The organism is Promicromonospora sp. NPDC090134 (genome assembly GCF_044746965.1).
Lineage (GTDB): Bacteria > Actinomycetota > Actinomycetes > Actinomycetales > Cellulomonadaceae > Promicromonospora.
Window position 1 is genome coordinate 14,060 of record NZ_JBIVCZ010000009.1, and the last position, 16,736, is coordinate 30,795.

Annotated in this window: 18 protein-coding genes; 6 read left to right on the forward strand and 12 right to left on the reverse strand. The window is 73.5% G+C overall.

The window, feature by feature from the left end; genetic code table 11:
• Positions 1-9: 9 nt before the first annotated feature.
• The 4 genes from ACIPN7_RS22025 to ACIPN7_RS22040 all read right to left on the reverse strand — a co-directional run bounded on the left by ACIPN7_RS22025 (position 10) and on the right by ACIPN7_RS22040 (position 4,118).
• Complete coding sequence (locus ACIPN7_RS22025; protein ID WP_400547282.1) at positions 10-858, reverse strand: carbohydrate ABC transporter permease; 849 nt, start codon at positions 856-858, stop codon at positions 10-12.
• The gene (locus tag ACIPN7_RS22030; protein WP_400547284.1) at positions 855-1,877 is read right to left on the reverse strand and encodes a carbohydrate ABC transporter permease; all 1,023 of its coding nucleotides are present in this window, start codon (positions 1,875-1,877) and stop codon (positions 855-857) included. The genes ACIPN7_RS22025 and ACIPN7_RS22030 overlap by 4 nt, the downstream gene beginning before the upstream one ends.
• Positions 1,874-3,316, reverse strand: coding sequence for an ABC transporter substrate-binding protein (locus ACIPN7_RS22035; protein ID WP_400547287.1), 1,443 nt, complete (start codon positions 3,314-3,316; stop codon positions 1,874-1,876). Before ACIPN7_RS22035 ends, ACIPN7_RS22030 begins: the two co-directional genes overlap by 4 nt.
• A gap of 124 nt (positions 3,317-3,440) precedes the next feature.
• Positions 3,441-4,118 (reverse strand): IMPACT family protein, encoded by a 678-nt coding sequence (locus tag ACIPN7_RS22040; protein ID WP_400547290.1) that lies wholly within the window; start codon positions 4,116-4,118, stop codon positions 3,441-3,443.
• Positions 4,119-4,230: 112 nt separating this feature from the next.
• On the opposite strand from ACIPN7_RS22040, the gene ACIPN7_RS22045 reads away from it, so the two are divergent.
• On the forward strand, positions 4,231-4,836 hold the full coding sequence (locus tag ACIPN7_RS22045) for a tyrosine-type recombinase/integrase (RefSeq protein WP_400547293.1): 606 nt from the start codon (positions 4,231-4,233) through the stop codon (positions 4,834-4,836).
• A gap of 31 nt (positions 4,837-4,867) precedes the next feature.
• Here the strand turns inward: ACIPN7_RS22045 and ACIPN7_RS22050 are convergent, their stop codons facing one another.
• The gene (locus ACIPN7_RS22050) at positions 4,868-5,500 is read right to left on the reverse strand and encodes a GNAT family N-acetyltransferase (RefSeq protein WP_400547297.1); all 633 of its coding nucleotides are present in this window, start codon (positions 5,498-5,500) and stop codon (positions 4,868-4,870) included.
• A gap of 131 nt (positions 5,501-5,631) precedes the next feature.
• On the opposite strand from ACIPN7_RS22050, the gene ectA reads away from it, so the two are divergent.
• From ectA to ACIPN7_RS22065, 3 genes are all read left to right on the forward strand, one after another.
• Positions 5,632-6,150, forward strand: coding sequence for a diaminobutyrate acetyltransferase (gene ectA / locus ACIPN7_RS22055; RefSeq protein ID WP_285104833.1), 519 nt, complete (start codon positions 5,632-5,634; stop codon positions 6,148-6,150).
• 111 nt (positions 6,151-6,261) lie between these two features.
• Complete coding sequence (ectB, locus tag ACIPN7_RS22060) at positions 6,262-7,674, forward strand: diaminobutyrate--2-oxoglutarate transaminase (protein WP_400547300.1); 1,413 nt, start codon at positions 6,262-6,264, stop codon at positions 7,672-7,674.
• Complete coding sequence (locus tag ACIPN7_RS22065; protein WP_400547303.1) at positions 7,671-8,072, forward strand: ectoine synthase; 402 nt, start codon at positions 7,671-7,673, stop codon at positions 8,070-8,072. Before ectB ends, ACIPN7_RS22065 begins: the two co-directional genes overlap by 4 nt.
• A 122-nt stretch (positions 8,073-8,194) precedes the next feature.
• On the opposite strand, the gene ACIPN7_RS22070 is transcribed toward ACIPN7_RS22065, so the two are convergent.
• The 7 genes from ACIPN7_RS22070 to ACIPN7_RS22100 are packed head-to-tail and all read right to left on the reverse strand — an operon-like array spanning position 8,195 to position 14,392.
• Positions 8,195-8,707 (reverse strand): Dps family protein, encoded by a 513-nt coding sequence (locus ACIPN7_RS22070; RefSeq protein ID WP_400547306.1) that lies wholly within the window; start codon positions 8,705-8,707, stop codon positions 8,195-8,197.
• Positions 8,708-8,758: 51 nt separating this feature from the next.
• A complete protein-coding gene (locus ACIPN7_RS22075; protein ID WP_400547309.1) occupies positions 8,759-9,370 on the reverse strand; it encodes a hypothetical protein in 612 nt (203 codons plus the stop codon).
• Positions 9,367-10,782: a DUF58 domain-containing protein gene (locus tag ACIPN7_RS22080; RefSeq protein WP_400547312.1), complete on the reverse strand. Its 1,416-nt coding sequence runs from the start codon at positions 10,780-10,782 to the stop codon at positions 9,367-9,369. The genes ACIPN7_RS22075 and ACIPN7_RS22080 overlap by 4 nt, the downstream gene beginning before the upstream one ends.
• Positions 10,779-11,801 carry an AAA family ATPase gene (locus tag ACIPN7_RS22085; protein WP_400547315.1) on the reverse strand — a complete coding sequence of 341 codons (1,023 nt, stop codon included), beginning with the start codon at positions 11,799-11,801 and terminating at the stop codon, positions 10,779-10,781. Before ACIPN7_RS22085 ends, ACIPN7_RS22080 begins: the two co-directional genes overlap by 4 nt.
• Complete coding sequence (locus ACIPN7_RS22090; protein WP_400547317.1) at positions 11,794-12,372, reverse strand: hypothetical protein; 579 nt, start codon at positions 12,370-12,372, stop codon at positions 11,794-11,796. The genes ACIPN7_RS22085 and ACIPN7_RS22090 overlap by 8 nt, the downstream gene beginning before the upstream one ends.
• A complete protein-coding gene (locus tag ACIPN7_RS22095) occupies positions 12,369-13,166 on the reverse strand; it encodes a DUF4129 domain-containing protein (protein WP_400547320.1) in 798 nt (265 codons plus the stop codon). Before ACIPN7_RS22095 ends, ACIPN7_RS22090 begins: the two co-directional genes overlap by 4 nt.
• A 32-nt stretch (positions 13,167-13,198) precedes the next feature.
• Positions 13,199-14,392, reverse strand: coding sequence for a DUF3866 family protein (locus ACIPN7_RS22100; RefSeq protein WP_400547323.1), 1,194 nt, complete (start codon positions 14,390-14,392; stop codon positions 13,199-13,201).
• A gap of 34 nt (positions 14,393-14,426) precedes the next feature.
• On the opposite strand from ACIPN7_RS22100, the gene ACIPN7_RS22105 reads away from it, so the two are divergent.
• Positions 14,427-15,689, forward strand: coding sequence for a WYL domain-containing protein (locus tag ACIPN7_RS22105; RefSeq protein WP_400547326.1), 1,263 nt, complete (start codon positions 14,427-14,429; stop codon positions 15,687-15,689).
• Entirely contained in the window at positions 15,682-16,725 is a 1,044-nt protein-coding gene (locus tag ACIPN7_RS22110) for a helix-turn-helix transcriptional regulator (protein ID WP_400547329.1), read from the forward strand. Before ACIPN7_RS22105 ends, ACIPN7_RS22110 begins: the two co-directional genes overlap by 8 nt.
• Positions 16,726-16,736: the final 11 nt, after the last annotated feature.

Below are 16,736 nucleotides of genomic sequence, written 5' to 3' on the forward strand. Positions count from 1 at the left end.
GGGATCTCCTCATCGTTCTGCCCCCTGGACCAGCCCCGACACGATGTACCGCTGGGCGAGGAAGAACACGATCACCACGGGCACCGTCACCGCGATGGACCCGGCCAGCAGCACCGTCACCGGCACCTGGAAGTCGCCGAGCTGCGCGATACCCAGCGGTGCCGTCCAGAGGTCGCGGTGCTGCACCAGGAACAGCAGGGCGTAGAAGTACTCGTTCCAGGCGATCATGAACACGTAGATGGCGGTGGCCACCACGCCCGGGACGGCGATCGGCAGCACCACCCGGACCAGGAGCTGACCGAGCGAGCACCCGTCCATGATCGCGGCCTCCTCGACGCTGGCGGGCAGCGCCAGGAAGAAGTTGCGCATCATGTACAGGGCCACGGGCACCGTGGCCGCCACGTAGACGATCAGCAGGCCCACCAGGGAGCTGGTCAGGCCCAGCCGGGACAGGATCACGAACTTCGGCACCGCGAGCACGATCCCCGGGAACAGGTAGACCGCGAGGATGATGCCGTTGGTGACGGCCCGGCCCCGGTACCGCAGGCGGGCGGCGGCGTAGGCGCCGAGCACACAGACGACGACGCTCAGCACGACGGTCCCCAGGGCGACGCCCAGGGAGTTGAGCACGAACCGGCCCAGCCCGAACCCGCCGTCGGCCTCGTCCCGCATGGCCGTGGCGAACGCGGACAGGTCCAGGGTGGTCGGCAGGCCCAGCGGGTCGCGGGTGACCTCCCCGTACGGGCGCAGGGAGAGCACGACGCCGTACGCGACCGGGCCCAGCGACCACAGCAAGGCGATCGCGACGACGACGGCCCGGCCGGCGCGTGCCGCGGGGGTGGGGCGGACGCCGTTCATGACTCCTCCGTGCGCCGGGACAGCACCACGTACCCCACCAGCAGCACGCCCAGGATCAGGCTCATGAGCAGCCCGAACGCGGCGGCGCTGCCGATGTCCGCCTTGGTCACGAGCTCGGTGTAGACCTGGATGGCCATCACCTGGGTGCTCCCGGCGCCCTCGGTCAGCAGGTAGACGTCGTCGAAGCTCTGGAACGACCAGATGAACCGCAGCAGCAGGAGCAGCAGCGCCACGGCGCGCAGCTGCGGCAGCAGGATGAAGCGCAGGTTCTGGCGGCGGTTCGCGCCGTCGAGCGCCGCGGCCTCCTCGATCTCGCCGGGCACCGACTGCAGCCGGGCGGTGAGGAACAGGAAGGCGAGCGGCGCCGACTTCCAGATGTCGAACAGCACCACGACCAGCAGCGCGACCGGCACGGGGACGCCCCAGACGTCGGCCGAGGTGGTGCTGAGGAAGCCCACCGGCGTGTCCCAGCCGAGGTAGGCCCGCCCGAACGCGTTCACGACGCCGTACTGCGGGTTCAGCATCGTCCTCCAGATGGTCGCGGCGGCCACGACGGGCAGCACGTACGGGACCAGCAGCAGCGCGCGGACCAGCCCGCGGCCGGCGAACGGCCGGTGCAGCGCCAGGGCCAGCACGAGGCCCACGGCCAGCGACCCGGCCGCCGTCAGGCCCGCGTACAGGACCGTGGTCCACAGGGCGCCCCAGAACGCCTGCGACGCCGCCGCCCGGCGGAAGTTGTCCAGCGACCACTCGACCGGCTCCGTGCCGAGGAACGGGATGTCGACCAGCCGGATCTCCGAGAAGCCGAACACCACCACCAGCGCGAACGGCAGGAGCACGACCAGGGCGACGACCGCCAGGGACGGCGAGACGAGCAGCCAGCCGGAGCGGTTCTCGCGCCGGGCGCGGCCCGTCGCGGCACCGGTCGGCGCGCCATGGGACCGACCGGCACCGGACCGACCAGCACCGGACGGGCGGGCGATCCTGGCGCGGGCCGACGGCGAGCGACCGGGCGTCACTGGTCCTGCTGCAGCGCCGTCACGTCGGCGGCCATCTGCCGGGTCACGTCGGCGGGGTCGGTGCCGCGGTACAGCGGGTCGAGCTGCTGCGCCAGGGTGCCCTGCGTGGCCACGAGGCCGGCGAGCGTCGCGTCCGGCGTGCCCTGGCCCCAGCGCGCGACGGCGGACATGCCCTCGCCCATGGCGGTGACCAGGTCGTCGCCGTACACCTCGGCGACCGACGACTCGACCTTCGGCCCGAAGCCCAGGCCGCCCCAGGCGTCCAGGTACTCGGTCGGGTTCTCGGGTGTCCCGGTCCGCAGGGGGAGGCGGCCCTCCGTCGCGACGGCGAGCGTGTCGGCGTAGCCCTCGCCCAGCACGAACTCGACATACTGCCGGGCCTCGTCGGCGTTCGCGTGCGCCGGGACCGCGTAGGCGAGGGTGGCGCCGAACTGGGCGGGCGCGGCGTCGTCCGCGGCGGAGCTGTCGGCGGACGCCGCCGAGGCGGCCGGCGGGTCCAGCACCGTGATGAAGCCGGAGTTCTTCGCGAGGAACTCCGGGTCGTCGGCGCACTGCTCGCACGACGGCGGCACCGCCTCGTCGAGGTTCGCCAGCTCGTCCAGGATGTGGGTCGAGAACAGCAGCATGGCGGCGTCGCCCGCCAGGTACGCGGCGCGTGCCGACTCGACGTCGTAGTCGCCCGCGACCGACGAGTCGCGCAGCTCCTTGAAGAGCCCGGCGGCCTCGGTGCACTCGGGCGAGTCGATGGTCACCTCGCCGTCGGACACGAGGCGGCAGCCCGCCGACTGGAAGATCGACTCGATCCCCTCCGTGCCCGACGCCGTGCCGGACTGCGTACCCAGCGCGATGCCCGTGACGTCCAGCTCCTTCTTGACGGCCGTGGCGGCCTGCGCGAGCTCGGCGACCGTGGTCGGCACCTCGACGCCCGCCTCCCGAAGCAGGTCGGTGCGGTAGGCGATGAGGTGCACCCAGCCGTCGCTGGGGACGGCGGCGATCGTGCTCTCGGCCGTGCCCTCGTCAGAGCCGGCGTCCTGCACGGTGACCGCGCCGAGCGCGTTCTCGTTGAACGTGGCGGGGTCCAGGGCGTCGAGGGCCTCCTGGACGACGTCGGTGTCCAGGAGGCCCTGCGACTGCCACGAGGTGACCTGCGAGGCGCCCGCGAGGATCACGTCGGGCACCTCGCCCGAGGCGGCGCCGGTGACGAGGGCCTGGTCCTGGTCGGCCGCGGCGAGCGGGACGACGTCGACCTCGATGCCGGTCTCCTGCGTGAACCTCGCGGCGACCGCCTCCTGGGCGGCGACCCGTTCGGGCGTGGACTGCGGTGTCCAGAAGGTGATGGACCCCGACTGCTCCTCGGCAGGCGCGCCGCACGCGGCGAGCAGGGCGGCGGTGGCGGTCAGTGCGACGACGGCGACGGACGGGCGGATGCGACGGTGCATGGTCGTTCCCTCCACGGTGCGGGCCTTGCGTGTGGGACCTTGCGTGTGCAGGCCTTGCTGGGGCGAGCCTTGCTTGCGGGCACGTGCTGGGTGCCCCAGAGACTTCACCCCGTCGTGGGACCAGTCAAGGACGACGCGCCGGGGACGCTGGGACGGGCACGTCCACGACGCGGGCGTCGCCGACGACGGGGACCAGGGTGCCCGCCGACGCGGCGGCGACGTCCGCGACCAGGGCCTCGACCTGGTGCTTCGGCACGAGCAGGCGCAGCCGGGCGACGGCGTCGTAGGCCGGCGGCTCCATGACCGAACCGTGCGCGGACGCCCAGTCGCGCAGCATGTTGTCGATCCGGCCGGCGTCGGCGTGGGGGACCGGGACCTCGGTCTCCAGGAGCAGCTCGCGGCGCAGCAGTGCGCCGGTGGTGGCGGCCTCGTCCAGGGCTGCGGCGACCGCGCCGGAGTAGGCGCGCACGAGCCCGCCCGCCCCCAGCTTCACGCCGCCGAAGTACCGCGTGACGACGGCGACCACGTCCGTGCGGCCGCGGTGCCGCAGGACCTCCAGCATCGGGACGCCGGCCGTGCCGCTGGGTTCCCCGTCGTCGGAGGAGCGGGCCTGGTCGGCGCGGGTGCCGAGCACCATGGCGACGCAGTGGTGCCGCGCGTCCCAGAGCTCCTTGCGGAGGCGCGCGATGACGGCGTCGGCCTCCGCGACGCTGCGGGCGGGCGCGAGGTGGGCCAGGAACCGGGACTTCTTGATGACCAGCTCGTGGTCGACGGGGCGGGCGATCGTGCCGGGGAGGTCCACCGTCAGAGGGTACGCACCGCGTCGTCGTCGTACGGCGACTGCCTGGCGATTCCGCTCGCGATTCCTCGCGAGCCCCCTTGATTAATAGTGTGCCAAGCGTATATTCAGACCCATGACCAGTGACGACGTCGTCCCACCACCAGCCCCGGCCGGGGAGCCCGGCCGCTACCCGCGGCCGCCGGTGACTCTCGAGGAGGCCGAGTGGGTGTGGCGCGAGCTGTCCACGGAGGCGATGCGGCCCGGGGCCAAGCCGGAGGCGGCGCGCCTGGCGGTGATCACGGGGCTGGTGCGGGCGACGGGCTCCCGGTACGGGGACCTGCTGCGCGTACGGGTCGAGGACATCGACCTGGGGCCGGCGCGCGCCAAGGCGACCGAAGGCAGCGTGCTGGTGCGGCACGGCAAGCACCGCACGCCACGCCGGCACCTGCTGCCGGCCGACCTCGTGGTGCTGCTCAAGCACTGGATGGTGGTGCGCGAGGAGCTCGCGGCCGAGCTGGAGGGCTCGGTCCCGCGGGCGCTGCTGCTCACGGTGCACCACACGCACGACAACGGGACCACCGTCGCGTCCGGCCTGCCGATCACGCGGCAGGGACTGGTGCTGTCGTGGCGCCGATTCGTGCACCGGACCAACGCCCGCTACGGCGCGCTGCGCCCGCCGCTCCCGACCCGCTTCGAGCAGGTCCGCCGAGCCTGGACGGACGCCTCCCAAGAAGGCTGAGCCGAACGAGGAGGTGCCGAACGAGGGGGGGTCAGGAGGTGGTGATGCCTACCAGCGGCGCGGTCGGGGTCGAGGAGGGGAGCGCCTGGAAGCCGTAGCGGTCGTAGAACTTCGCGGCCGCCGTGTTCTCCGACGCGTAACCCAGGTGCACGCCCGGCACGCCCCGCTCCGCGAGCGCCGCCCGGAGGGTGTCGATGAGCTGGGAGCCCAGGCCGCGGCGCTGCAGCACGGGCAGGAGGTCGATGTGCAGGTGGGCGGGGTGCGTCTCCAGCTCGCCGTGGCGCAGGCCGCGGACCATGCGCTCGGGGTCCGCGCCGTCGCGCAGGAGCTGGGCCTCGGTGTAGCCGGGGTTGTGTCCGGTGGCCGGGCCGGGTGCGGGGTGGCGTTCGACGAAGGCCGGCGTCCACTCGCGTGCCCACCACTGTGCGAAGGCGCGGGTGTCGGCGGCGGCGACGATGTATCCGGTGGCGCGGCCCTCGTGCTCGACGACCCAGGCGAGGTCGGGGGAGTGGTCCACGTAGGGCAGCGCGTAGACGTCGGGCATGATCAGGTCGGACGAGTAGAGGCCGCGTGCGTCGGTGCCGGCCGCGGCGGTGCGGACGCAGATGTCGGCGACGTCGGCGCGGTCGGCGACGTGGTACTGACGGATGAATGGCTCGCTCACCGCGACAGACTAGCGCGCCGGGGCGCGCTGCCGGCGTTACCCCGAGTTTGCCCCGGGAACATGCCAGTCACGGGATCGTCACGGGTTCGCAATGTGCAATTATCACCCAAGTTCGTTACGGTCGATTTGTCATGCAGAACCTCGAAGAGGAACTCAAGCACATCCATCCGACCGAGACCACGGTGGCGCTGAGGGAGCCCACCGTCGATGACGGAGCAGCGATGTGGCGCCTGGCGCGCGACAGCAAGACGCTGGACCTCAACTCGTCCTACGCGTACCTCCTCTGGGCACGTGACTTCGCCCGGACCTCGGTCGTCGTGACCGTCGACGGCGAACCCGCCGGGTTCGTCACGGGGTACGTCCGGCCCGACGAGCCGACCACGCTGATGGTCTGGCAGGTGGCCGTGGACCACGCCTACCGCGGACAGCGGCTGGCGTCCCGGATGCTCGCGCACCTCGCGGGGCAGCATCCCGGGTGCACCCACGTCGAGACCACCATCACCTCGGACAACACGGCGTCGATCGCGCTGTTCATGTCCTTCGCGTCGGCCCAGGGTGCGCCCGTCGACGTGCGGACCGTCTTCCCCACGGAGGCGTTCCCGGACGGCCATGACGCGGAGCTCGTGTTCCGCATCGGGCCACTCTCCTGACCTGGTCCCGGTCAGACACCCCGGCACGACCCAGCAACACCCCACACGATCAACCCCACACGATCAACCCCAGCCGAGTCCGGCCAGCAGGGCCGGACCGCAGAAGGAGCCATGCGCCCGAACACCGCCATGCCCACCGGTCCGTCGATCAGCAGCACCAGCAGCGTCACTAGTGCCAGCAGTGCCAGTAGTTCCGGCAGCACGAGCATCTTCGACGAGCTCGAGTCCCAGGTGCGCAGCTACTGCCGGAGCTGGCCCGCGACCTTCACCACGGCGTCCGGCAGCACGATCCAGGCCGAGGACGGCCGAAGTTATCTCGACTTCTTCGCCGGGGCGGGCGCCCTCAACTACGGGCACAACCACCCGGTGCTGCTGGACGCGCTGATCGACTACCTGCGCAGCGGCGGGATCGTGCACGCGCTCGACATGCACACGGTGCCCAAACGGGCGTTCCTGACGACGTTCCGGGACCGGATCCTGGCGCCCCGCGACCTGAACTACAAGGTGATGTTCCCCGGCCCGACCGGGACCAACTCGGTGGAGAGCGCCCTCAAGCTGGCCCGCAAGGTGACCGGCCGGCAGCACATCCTGTCGTTCACCAACGCGTTCCACGGCATGACGCTGGGCGCACTCTCGGTGACCGGCAACTCGATGAAGCGCAACGGCGCGGGCCTGCCGCTCACCAACAGCTCGAAGATCCCGTACGACGACTACTTCTCGGGCGCCACGGACGACTTCCTGTGGCTCGAACGGGTACTGAGCGACAGCGGTTCCGGCGTCGACAAGCCCGCGGCGATCATCGTGGAGTCCGTGCAGGGCGAGGGCGGGCTCAGCGCCGCGCGGCCCGAGTGGCTGCGCGCGCTGTCCGAGCTGTGCCGCGCCCACGGGATCCTGCTGATCCTGGACGACGTGCAGGCCGGCTGCGGCCGCACGGGCGAGTTCTTCAGCTTCGAGGAGTCGGGCATCGTGCCCGACATCGTGTGCCTGTCGAAGTCGATCTCCGGCTTCGGGCTGTCCATGGCGCTCACGCTGATCCGCCCCGAGCTGGACCAGTGGGAGCCCGGCGAGCACAACGGCACGTTCCGCGGCCAGAACACCTCGTTCGTCACGGCCACCGCAGCGCTGAACCAGTTCTGGGCGAACGACACCTTCGCCGAGGGCGTCCGGGCGCGCGCCGTCGAGCTGCGCGACGGCCTGACCCAGATCGCGAACGGGTACGACGGCGCCGTCGTCAAGGGCCGGGGGTTCCTGACCGGCATCAAGTTCACCGACCCGTCGGCGGCGTCCAAGATCGCCGCGGCATCCTACGGCCGGGGCCTGCTGGTGGAGACGTCCGGGCCCGAGGACGAGGTGCTCAAGACGATGCCCGCGCTGACCATCGGCTCGGACGAGCTGCGGTCCGGGGTGGACATCATCGCGGCAGCGACGGCCGAGGTGCTGGGCGCGCCGGCCGTTCACGACAGCGCTGTCGGCGTCGCCGGCCACGAGAACGGAACCGACCCCCGAGGAGAGGAAGACAAGTGATCGTCACGCGACTGGCCGACCTGGAGGGCACCGACCGCGACGTCCGGTCCGAGACCTGGCGGAGCCGCCGCCTGGTGCTCGCCCAGGAGGGCGTGGGCTTCTCGTTCCACGAGACCACCATGTACGCCGGCACGGAGACCGAGATGTGGTACGCCAACCACATCGAGGCCGTGTACTGCGTGGGCGGCACCGGCGAGCTGGAGAACCGGGAGACCGGCGAGCGCCATCAGATCTCGGACGGGACGATGTATCTGCTGGACGGCAACGAGAAGCACACGATGCGGCCGACGACGGACCTGCGGCTGATCTGCACGTTCAACCCGCCCGTCACGGGGCGGGAGGTGCATGACGCCGACGGTGTGTACCCGCTGGTGACGCAGGAGGAGCTCCAGTCCTGACGCTCTGCTGACACGCGCGGTGCTCACGTGCACGGTGCTGACACGCACGGTGCTCACGTGTCAGACGCCCAGGTCACTCCGGTGACCTGGGCGTCTGAGACGTCGGCGCGGAAGTGCTTCCGTCAGGACTCCGTCAGCGCACCCGACGTCGACTCGAGGTGGGCGCGGACGAACCAGTGGAACTGCTCGAGGTCGTGCAGGTGCCCGATGAGCAGGTCGTTGGTGACGTCGTCGAGCTTGGCCGTGGCGTCCGCGGCGTTGCGGTGCGCGGTGATGACGCCGGCGTACACGTCGTCGAGGGCCGCGAGGTGCTGGATGGCGGGCGCTCGGCCCAGGGCGTAGTCGTCCCAGGTGCGGGAGGCGACGAGCGCGCCGGGGGTGCCCACGGGTACGACGCCGAGGGTGGCGATGCGTTCGGCGATCTGGTCGACCATGACGCGGACGGCGTCGACCTGCGGGTCGAGCATCTCGTGGACGCCGATGAAGTGCGGACCCACCACGTTCCAGTGCACGTGCTTGAGGGTCAGGTGCAGGTCGTTCAGCGCGTGCAGCCGCTGCTGGAGGATCTCGGCGACCTCGGCCCCCTGCTCGGGGGTGAGGGACGGGACGGTGTAGCGGGGCAGCTTCGGGGACATCGGTGGTCCTCCTGTTCCGGCCGGCGGTGGGACGCGTCCATCGTCACGCGGTCAGCGGTGAGTCGCCAGCGCGAGGAACGCGATCCCGGCCACGCCGAGGGCGGCGAGGAGGACGGCGCCCGGCAGGGTGGCCCCGGAGACGAGCATCGCGAGCGCCGCGAGGAGGGTGGTGCCGCCCAGGACGGCGAGGTCGCGTCGCCAGCCGGTGAGCAGGGCGGCGATCTCGGCGCGGCCACGGAGCGGGACGTGTGCGGCCCACCAGGTGAGGCGGGCGACGAGGTAGCCCTGGAGCGCGACGAGGAGGGACCACGGGTCGAACGCCCGGCCGGCGTCGCCGCCGGGGGACAGGCCCCAGAAGAGGAGGGCGGCCAGGACGAGCGCGCCGGCCGCGGTCGCGGGGGTGGGGCGTGTCGTCAGGAGGATCGTGAAGAGGGCGGCCAGGGTCCAGACGATCGCGGGTGACAGGTCGGGGGTGCGGGAGGCTGCGGTGAGGAACAGCGCGGGGACGAGCAGGAGCAGGGCGAGGCGCAGGGTCCAGCCGCGCAGGGTGGGGCCGGTCTCGATGGTGATCTCGGGCAGGGGACGCGCGGTGGGGTCGCTGGTCAGGCGCAGGCGGGTGAGCTGCAGGAGGTGGGACCAGTCGGCGGCTCGGGTGGGGTTCATGGGGTGCCCGTCCGTCCGGGGACGTGTCGTTCGGCGGCGCGGGCGAGCGTCTCGAACCTGATGGTGGCCTGGTCTCGTTCGGAGCCGGCCCAGCGGACGACGGGTACGCCCTCCCCGGTGAGGGCGGCGAGCCGGTCCTCGCGTTCGAGGCGGGCGATGCGCCAGGCGATGCGGAGGTGGTTCTCGGTGACGGGGTGGACGTCGGGCAGGGTGTCGATGACGACGACGGGGTGGCCCTTGGTACGCCAGGTGCGCACGAGGTGCAGGGGTTCGTCGTCGAGCACGGTGGTGAAGAGGTAGACGATCGCGTCGGCGGGGACCTGGGGCGGGCGGACCCGGTGGACGGAGGCGCGGTCCTTGGGGTGGGCGAGGGCGAGGCCGTGCACGACGCGGCGCAGGTGCCGGCGGCCGGCGGCGGGCGGCAGGGGCCGGCGGCGGCGGGCGAGGTCCTCGAGGCCGACGCGGTCGCCGCCCTCGACGAGGGCGCGCGCGATGGAGGCGGCGGCGTGCCGGGCGAGGTCGAGGGAGGTGGGTTCGTCGACGCGGAGGGTGCCGTAGCCGCGCCAGGTGTGCAGGTCGGGGCCGACATCGTCGCGGGAGTCGACGACGAGCACGGCGGTGGCCTCAGCGGTGGCGTAGGTGCGGCGTACGTAGAGGGTGTCGAGGTCCGGGGAGCGGCGGGCGGTGGTGCGCCAGTCGATGCGGCGCAGGCGGTCGCCCGGGGTGAAGGGGTGGATGTCGCGCAGCTCGGCGCCGTCGCCGAGGCGGCGTGAGGAGTGGGGGCCGGTGAGGCCGCGCAGGCGCTGCGGGAGGGGCAACCTGCCGAGAGGCGCGGCGGCGGGCAGGACGAGGCGGCGGGTGCTGCCGACCTGGACGGGTTCCTGCTCCCAGGTGGCGCGGAGCGAGCCGCGCAGGTCGATGGCGAAGGTGTCCTGCGGCCCGGTGCGGACGGACGACAGGCGCAGCGGGACGTCGCGGGCGGGTGCCGGGTGCGACGGCGGGGTCGGGTGCGGGGTCGGGTGCGGCGCCGTGCGCAGGGTCACCTCGGTGGTGCGGTGCCCGGCGGCGCCGATGCGTAGGTGGACGACGTCGGCGGCGCCGGGGTCGACGCGGAGCGTGGCGGTGAGCTCACCGGCGGCGGCCGAGCCCTCGGGCTCCTGGAGGGTGCCGCGCGGCTCTGCGTCCTCAGCCGTGGCCTCAGCCGTGTCCCCGGCGAGGCCCGGGCGTCCCGACCGGGCCCAGGCAGCGGCGAGCAGGCCGGGCACGCCGATCAGGGCGAGGTCGGCTCGCCCGCCGAGCACGCCCAGGGCGAGCAGGACGACGCCGGCCACGACGGCGGCGGTGTACGCGGACGTGAGCTGCCAGCCCCGGGAGGAAGGCCCCTCGGGGCCGGTGACGCCGCCGACCGTCATCGCGACCGGACCGTGGTGGGGGTCGGCACGGCCCGCAGGAGGTCGGAGACGACGGTCTCGGGGCGGGTCGCGGAGGCCCAGGCGGTCGGGGTGAGCGTGATGCGGTGCGCGAGCACGGGCACCGCGACCCGCTTGACGTCCTCGGGCAGCACGTAGTCGCGCCCGTCCAGGACGGCGACCGCGCGGGCCAGGAGCACGAGGTTCTGCGACCCGCGGGGTGAGGCGCCGACCTCCAGGGCGGTGTGCCCGCGGGTCGAGGCGGCCAGGTCGACGCAGTAGCGCACCACGTCGGTGTCCACGGCGACCGCCTCGGTGCCGGCCTGCATGGCGAGCACCGTCGCGGGCTCGACGACCTGCCGCACCGGTGCGGCCTCCTGCCGGCGGGCGAGCCGGCGGGTCAGGACCTCGGCCTCCTGGTCGGCGTCGGGGTAGCCCACGGCGAGCCGCACCATGAACCGGTCGAGCTGCGCCTCGGGCAGCGGGTAGGTGCCCTCGTACTCGACCGGGTTGGAGGTCGCCAGCACGTGGAACGGGCGGGGCAGCGGGCGGCTGGTGCCCTCGATGGAGACCTGGCGCTCCGCCATCGCCTCCAGCAGCGCGGACTGGGTCTTCGGGGCCGTGCGGTTGATCTCGTCGGCGAGGAACAGGCCGGTGAACACCGGGCCGGGCCGGAACTCGAACGTGCGGGTGGCCGGGTCGAACACGGACGAGCCCGTGATGTCGGCCGGCAGGAGGTCCGGGGTGCACTGCAGGCGGGCGAAGTCGAGGCCCAGCGCGGCGGCCAGCGACCGGGCCGCGAGGGTCTTGCCGAGCCCGGGCACGTCCTCGAACAGCACGTGCCCGCCCGCGAGGATGGTCGCCAGCGCGATCTGGAGCGCGTCCCGCATGCCGACGACGGCCGTGCCGACCTCGGCGAGGACCCGTTCCCCGAGCGCGGCGACGTCGGCGACGGGCAGGGGGCTCGCGGTGCCGGGACCGGCGGCCGGACCCGTGTCGGGGGCTTCGTTCAGGTCAGGCACGGTTCTCCTCGTGGGTGGGCACGGTGGGGGCGGGCACAGTGGGGGTAGGCGCGATGGGGGTAGGCGCGATGGGGGTGGCGGCCGAGCGTCCTGCGGGAGCCGCCCCCAGGCGTTCGATCGCGTCGAGCCAGGACTGCAGGGTCCGGGCGGTCGGCGCCTGGCGGGACGAGAGCTGCCGCACCACCTGTGCGCCAAGCAGCCGCTCGACGTCGGGCACCGCTGCGGGGTCGGCGGGATCGACGCCGTGGGCGCGGACCCGGTCGGCAGCGAGCGCCCGGACGCGGCGGACGACGCGTTCGGTGACGCGTCCGTCACGGGTGAAGGTGGACCAGCTCAGGTCGGAGACGTCGTGCCGTCCGCCGGCGCGGGCCTCGGTGACGACGTGGGGCCACTCGGGGTCGGCGGCCTTGTCCTCGGTCCTGGACCACAGGGCGGCCAGGGCGAGGGTGACGGCCACGGCCGCGGCGGCGTGCCAGGGGTCGATGACCTGCCAGAAGGCGAGCCCGGCGGCGACGACGGCGGCGGTGACCGTGATCGCGGTGAGGCGCTGCCAGTTCCAGTTCCGGTTCATCGGGGTCCGGGCTCCTCTCCGGGGCCGGGCTCTTCGACGTCGGGCTTTCCGGCGTAGGGCTGTCCGACGTCGGACCGCTCGATGTCGGACCGCTCGATGTCGAGCGTGCGGGCGATGTCCGCGAGCGCCGTGCGGGCCTGGGCGACGGTGGTGGTGTCGATGGGGCGGTCGGTGAAGCGGGCGCGCTGGTAGAGGGTGCGCAGTCGGGTGACGGCGTCGGGTGGGGCGGGGGTGGCGGCCAGGACGGTGCTGGTGAACTCGGTGGGGGTCTGGGCGGGGTCGCGGCGGGTGCCGGCGCGGGCTGCTGCTTCTTCGAGGGCTACCCAGGCGGCGACGACGGCGTCGCGGGGGCGGGCGTGTCCTTCGAGGTGTCGCAGGGCGCGGGTGACGGCGTCCTGCAGCTCGGGGAGGTCGATGTCTTCGCCGAGGGTGGCGGTGGTGGTGCCGGCGGCGAGGTTGTCGGGGTCGGTGTCGATGGGTTCTCGGCGGATGGCGAGGAGCCGGCGGGCGGCGAGCGTGAGCAGGGCGGCGACCAGGAGTGCGACGAGGGTCACGATGGTCGCGATGATCCAGCGGGCGTCGACGGGGTCGGGTTGTTGGGCTGGTGGTGCTTCGGGGGTGCCGGAGGGTGCGGGCTGGGACTGCGGGGCCTGGGAGATCTCGACGGTGGGCAGGCGGGGTGTGCCGAGGGTCCAGGGGGTGGCGGTGGCGGCGCCGAGCACGACGACGGTGACGAGCACGCAGATCAGGGCGAGGCGAGATCGGGGCGCTGTGCGTGGTGTCGGCTGTGGCATCCGGTGCTGCTTCCCGTGCTGGTTCCTGAGGGTCATCCGGTGGTGAGCCGGTGGGCGTGGACGCCGGCGACGGCGGCCGCGACGAAGGAGGCGGGGTCGGCGTCGAGGCCGCGGCCCATGGTGCGCAGTCCGGCGGGGGAGGTGCGCAGGGTGTCGAGGAGGGTGGTGTCGGCGGGGACGTCGACGAGGGTGTGCGGTGTGGTGTCGGCGAGGGTGCGGGCCTGGTCGTGGACGCGGCCGGTCAGGGGGGCGCCCCAGGCGGGCAGGTTCTCGACGTCGGCGGTGGGGACGGGGACGGGGACGTCGGCGGGGGCGAGGGCGACGCGCCCGTAGGCGGTCAGGGAGTGGTGGGAGACGCCGAGGTGGCGGTCGCGCGGGTCGGCTCCGGAGACGCGCAGGGAGGCGACGGGGCGGCCACCGAGGGTGGCGGTGGCGTTGACGGCCTCGCCGGCGGCGACGCCGGAGTAGCCCCAGCGTGTGCCGGTGCCGAGGTTGCCGGGTCCCTGGGTGACGACGGCGACGTCGCACCCGGCGACGTGCCGGGCGGCCAGGAGGCCGGTGTGCACGGTGACGGCCTCGAGGTCGCCGCCGTAGGCCTGGCCGACGGTGACGCAGGTGGTCAGCCAGTCGGTCTCCCGCAGGGCGGCGACGGTGCGGGAGAACGCGGCGGGCAGGGCGCCGCCGTCGGTCATGACGTAGGCGACCCTGAGGTCGCCGGGTGCGCGTCCGGCCGCGGCGGCCGCGTGACGCAGCCCGGCGACGACGGCGGGCAGGGCGGAGTGCAGGTCGGCGACGACGACGGGCATGCCGTCGAGACTGTCGGCATCGGCCAGGGTGGTGTGGTGGGGCGACTCCTGCTCGTCGACGCCGAGCACCATGGTCTGCAGGGGCGTGTACCGGGCCTTGACGAGGTGGCCGGGCCCGACGGCGGGGTCGGGCGGCAGGGCGGTGCCGGGCGCGGCGGGGCCGACGACGAGGGCGTACCCGCCGGTGCCGAGGCCGCGGGCCAGCGCGGACACGTTCAGCAGCAGCGCGTCGCCGGGCGCCGGCTCGCCGACGAGGTCGGTGTACGCCAGGGCGCGGACCGTCAGCTGTCCGGACGCACCCTCGGAAACGCCATCGACTGCCCTACCGGGCAGGGGCCGGTCGAGCGTCACCTGGAGCTCGAGGGCTCCTCGCCACGACTTGCCTGTGGAAATCACGGTCCCGATCCGCCACGTCATCACACGGTGGAGGTTACCGCCCGATACCGTTGTCCTGATGTCCAGCGACCTGCCCCCCACCTCATCTCCCACGGTGCCACCCGGTGCGTCATCCGGCGCGCCGTCGGCCCCTTTGTCGAACCAGCCGTCGAACCAGCCGGCCAACCAGCCGTCGAACCAGCCCGCCAACCAGCCCGCCGGCACGGCGCTCAATCCGGCCGAACGGCTCCTGAATCTCGTCATCGCGCTCGTGAACACGAACGCGGCGATGACCAAGCAGCAGGTGCGCACCGCCGTGGCCGGCTACTCGGACGCGCCCAGCGACGAGGCGTTCGAGCGGATGTTCGAGCGGGACAAGGACATGCTGCGGGCCCTGGGCATCCCCGTGGTGACGGTCGGGACCGGCGGGCACACCGACGAGCTCGGGTACCGGATCGACCAGGACGCCTACGCGCTGCCGTCGATCGACCTGACGCCGGCCGAGCTCGGCGTGCTGTCCCTGGCAGCCCAGTTCTGGCAGGACAAGACACTGCAGACCGACATCACGCGCGCCATGGTCAAGCTGCGCGCCGCCGGGGCGGGGGACCCGTCGGCCGACGCCCTGGCCGGGCTCGCGCCGTCCGTGCGCGCCGTCGGCGACGCCTACGGGCCGCTCATGGAGGCGATCGAGGCCCGCCGCGTGGTGACGTTCAGCTACCGCGCCGCGTACAACGGGGCCGTGCTGACCCGGCACGTCGAGCCGTGGCGCATCGCCGCGCGCGACGGCGGCTGGTACCTCATGTGCTTCGACCGCGACCGGCAGGCGCCCCGCGTGTTCCGCATGTCGCGCATCGAGTCGCGCGTGCGCGTCATCGGCCCCGCGAACGCCTACGAGGTGCCCGACTTCGACACCGATGCGATGCTGGGCGGCGGGCCGCACGGCGAGATGCGGCAGGCCGTCGTCGCCGTCCGCCCGGAGCGCGCGAGCGCGCTGCGCGCCCGCGCCAAGGCCGTGCCGGACGGCGAACGCTCCGCCTACGACGCGCGCCTGGCCCGGACACCCGCAACGGTGGATGGCGGCGGTGAACCCGCCGGGTGGGACATCCTGCAGGTGCCCTACCGGTCCCTGACCGGCATGGCGTCCGAGGCCGCCGGGTACGGCGCCGCGCTCGTCGTCCTGGAACCCGAGTCCGTGCGGGAGGAGACCGTGCGCCGGCTCACCGCCGCCGCGGCGGTCGCTTCGTCCCCCGGCGCTTCGTCCACCGGCGGTTCGTCCCCGAGCGGTTCGTCCCCCGGCAGCAGTACCTTCCACGGTGTCCGGGCGGAGGTGTCCCGTGGCTGAGCGCGCCGACGACAGGCTCCTGCGCCTGCTGGGCATCGTCGCCTACCTCGACGGCGCCGGGCCCGTGTCCGTGGCCGACCTCGCCGGCCGGTTCGGCACCACCCCCGCCCAGATCCAGAAGGACGTCGACGCCCTGTGGGTCTCCGGCACCCCCGGGTACTGGCCCGACGACCTCATCGACTTCGACGCCGCGTCCATCGACCGCGGCGTCGTGCACCTGACCGAGGCGCGCGGCATGACCCGGCCCCTGCGCCTCGGCACCCGGGAGGCCGTCGCCCTGGTCGCGGCCCTGCGGGCCATGAAGGCGACCGGCGCCGTCCAGGCCGACCCCGCGCGGTCCGCCGTCGTCGAGTCTGCGCTGCGCAAGCTCACCGACGCCACCGGCGAGGCCGCGAGCGCCGTCGACGTGCGGCTCGCGCCGGGCGGTGACAAGCAGGTCGTGGCGGCGATCTCGTCGGCGCTGGCGAACCGGCACCGGCTGCGGATCCGGTACGTGACGTCGTCGGACGTGGTCAGCGAGCGGGACGTGGACCCGGTGCGGCTGCACACGCAGGACGAGTTCGCCTACCTCGCGGCCTGGTGCTATCGGGCGCAGGCGCCGCGCACGTTCCGGGTGGACCGCATCCTGGAGGCCACGGAGACGGACGTGCCGGTGCAGGCGCATCCCGGGCAGGAGCCGGAGATAGATTTCGGCGCGCTGTTCGCGGGTGGTTCCTCGCCGCTGGCGACGATCCGGTTCGCGCCGCGGGCCCGGTGGTTCGCGGAGGAGGTGCCGGTCGAGTCGGTGCGCAACCTGCCGGACGGTGACTTCGAGGTCACGCTGCGGGTCACGAACCCGGGGTGGCTGCGCAGCACGCTGATCCGGCTCGCGCCGCTGGTGCGCTCGGTCTCCCCGCAGGCCCTGGCCGCGGATGTCGCGGGTGCGGCCACGGCCGCGCTGGCCCTGTACGGGGACGGTGCTGGTGTGGGTGACGGCGTGGATGACGGCGTGGATGACGGCGCGCGCGACGCAGCCACATCGGCCGATCAGCACTAGGCTGGGCGACC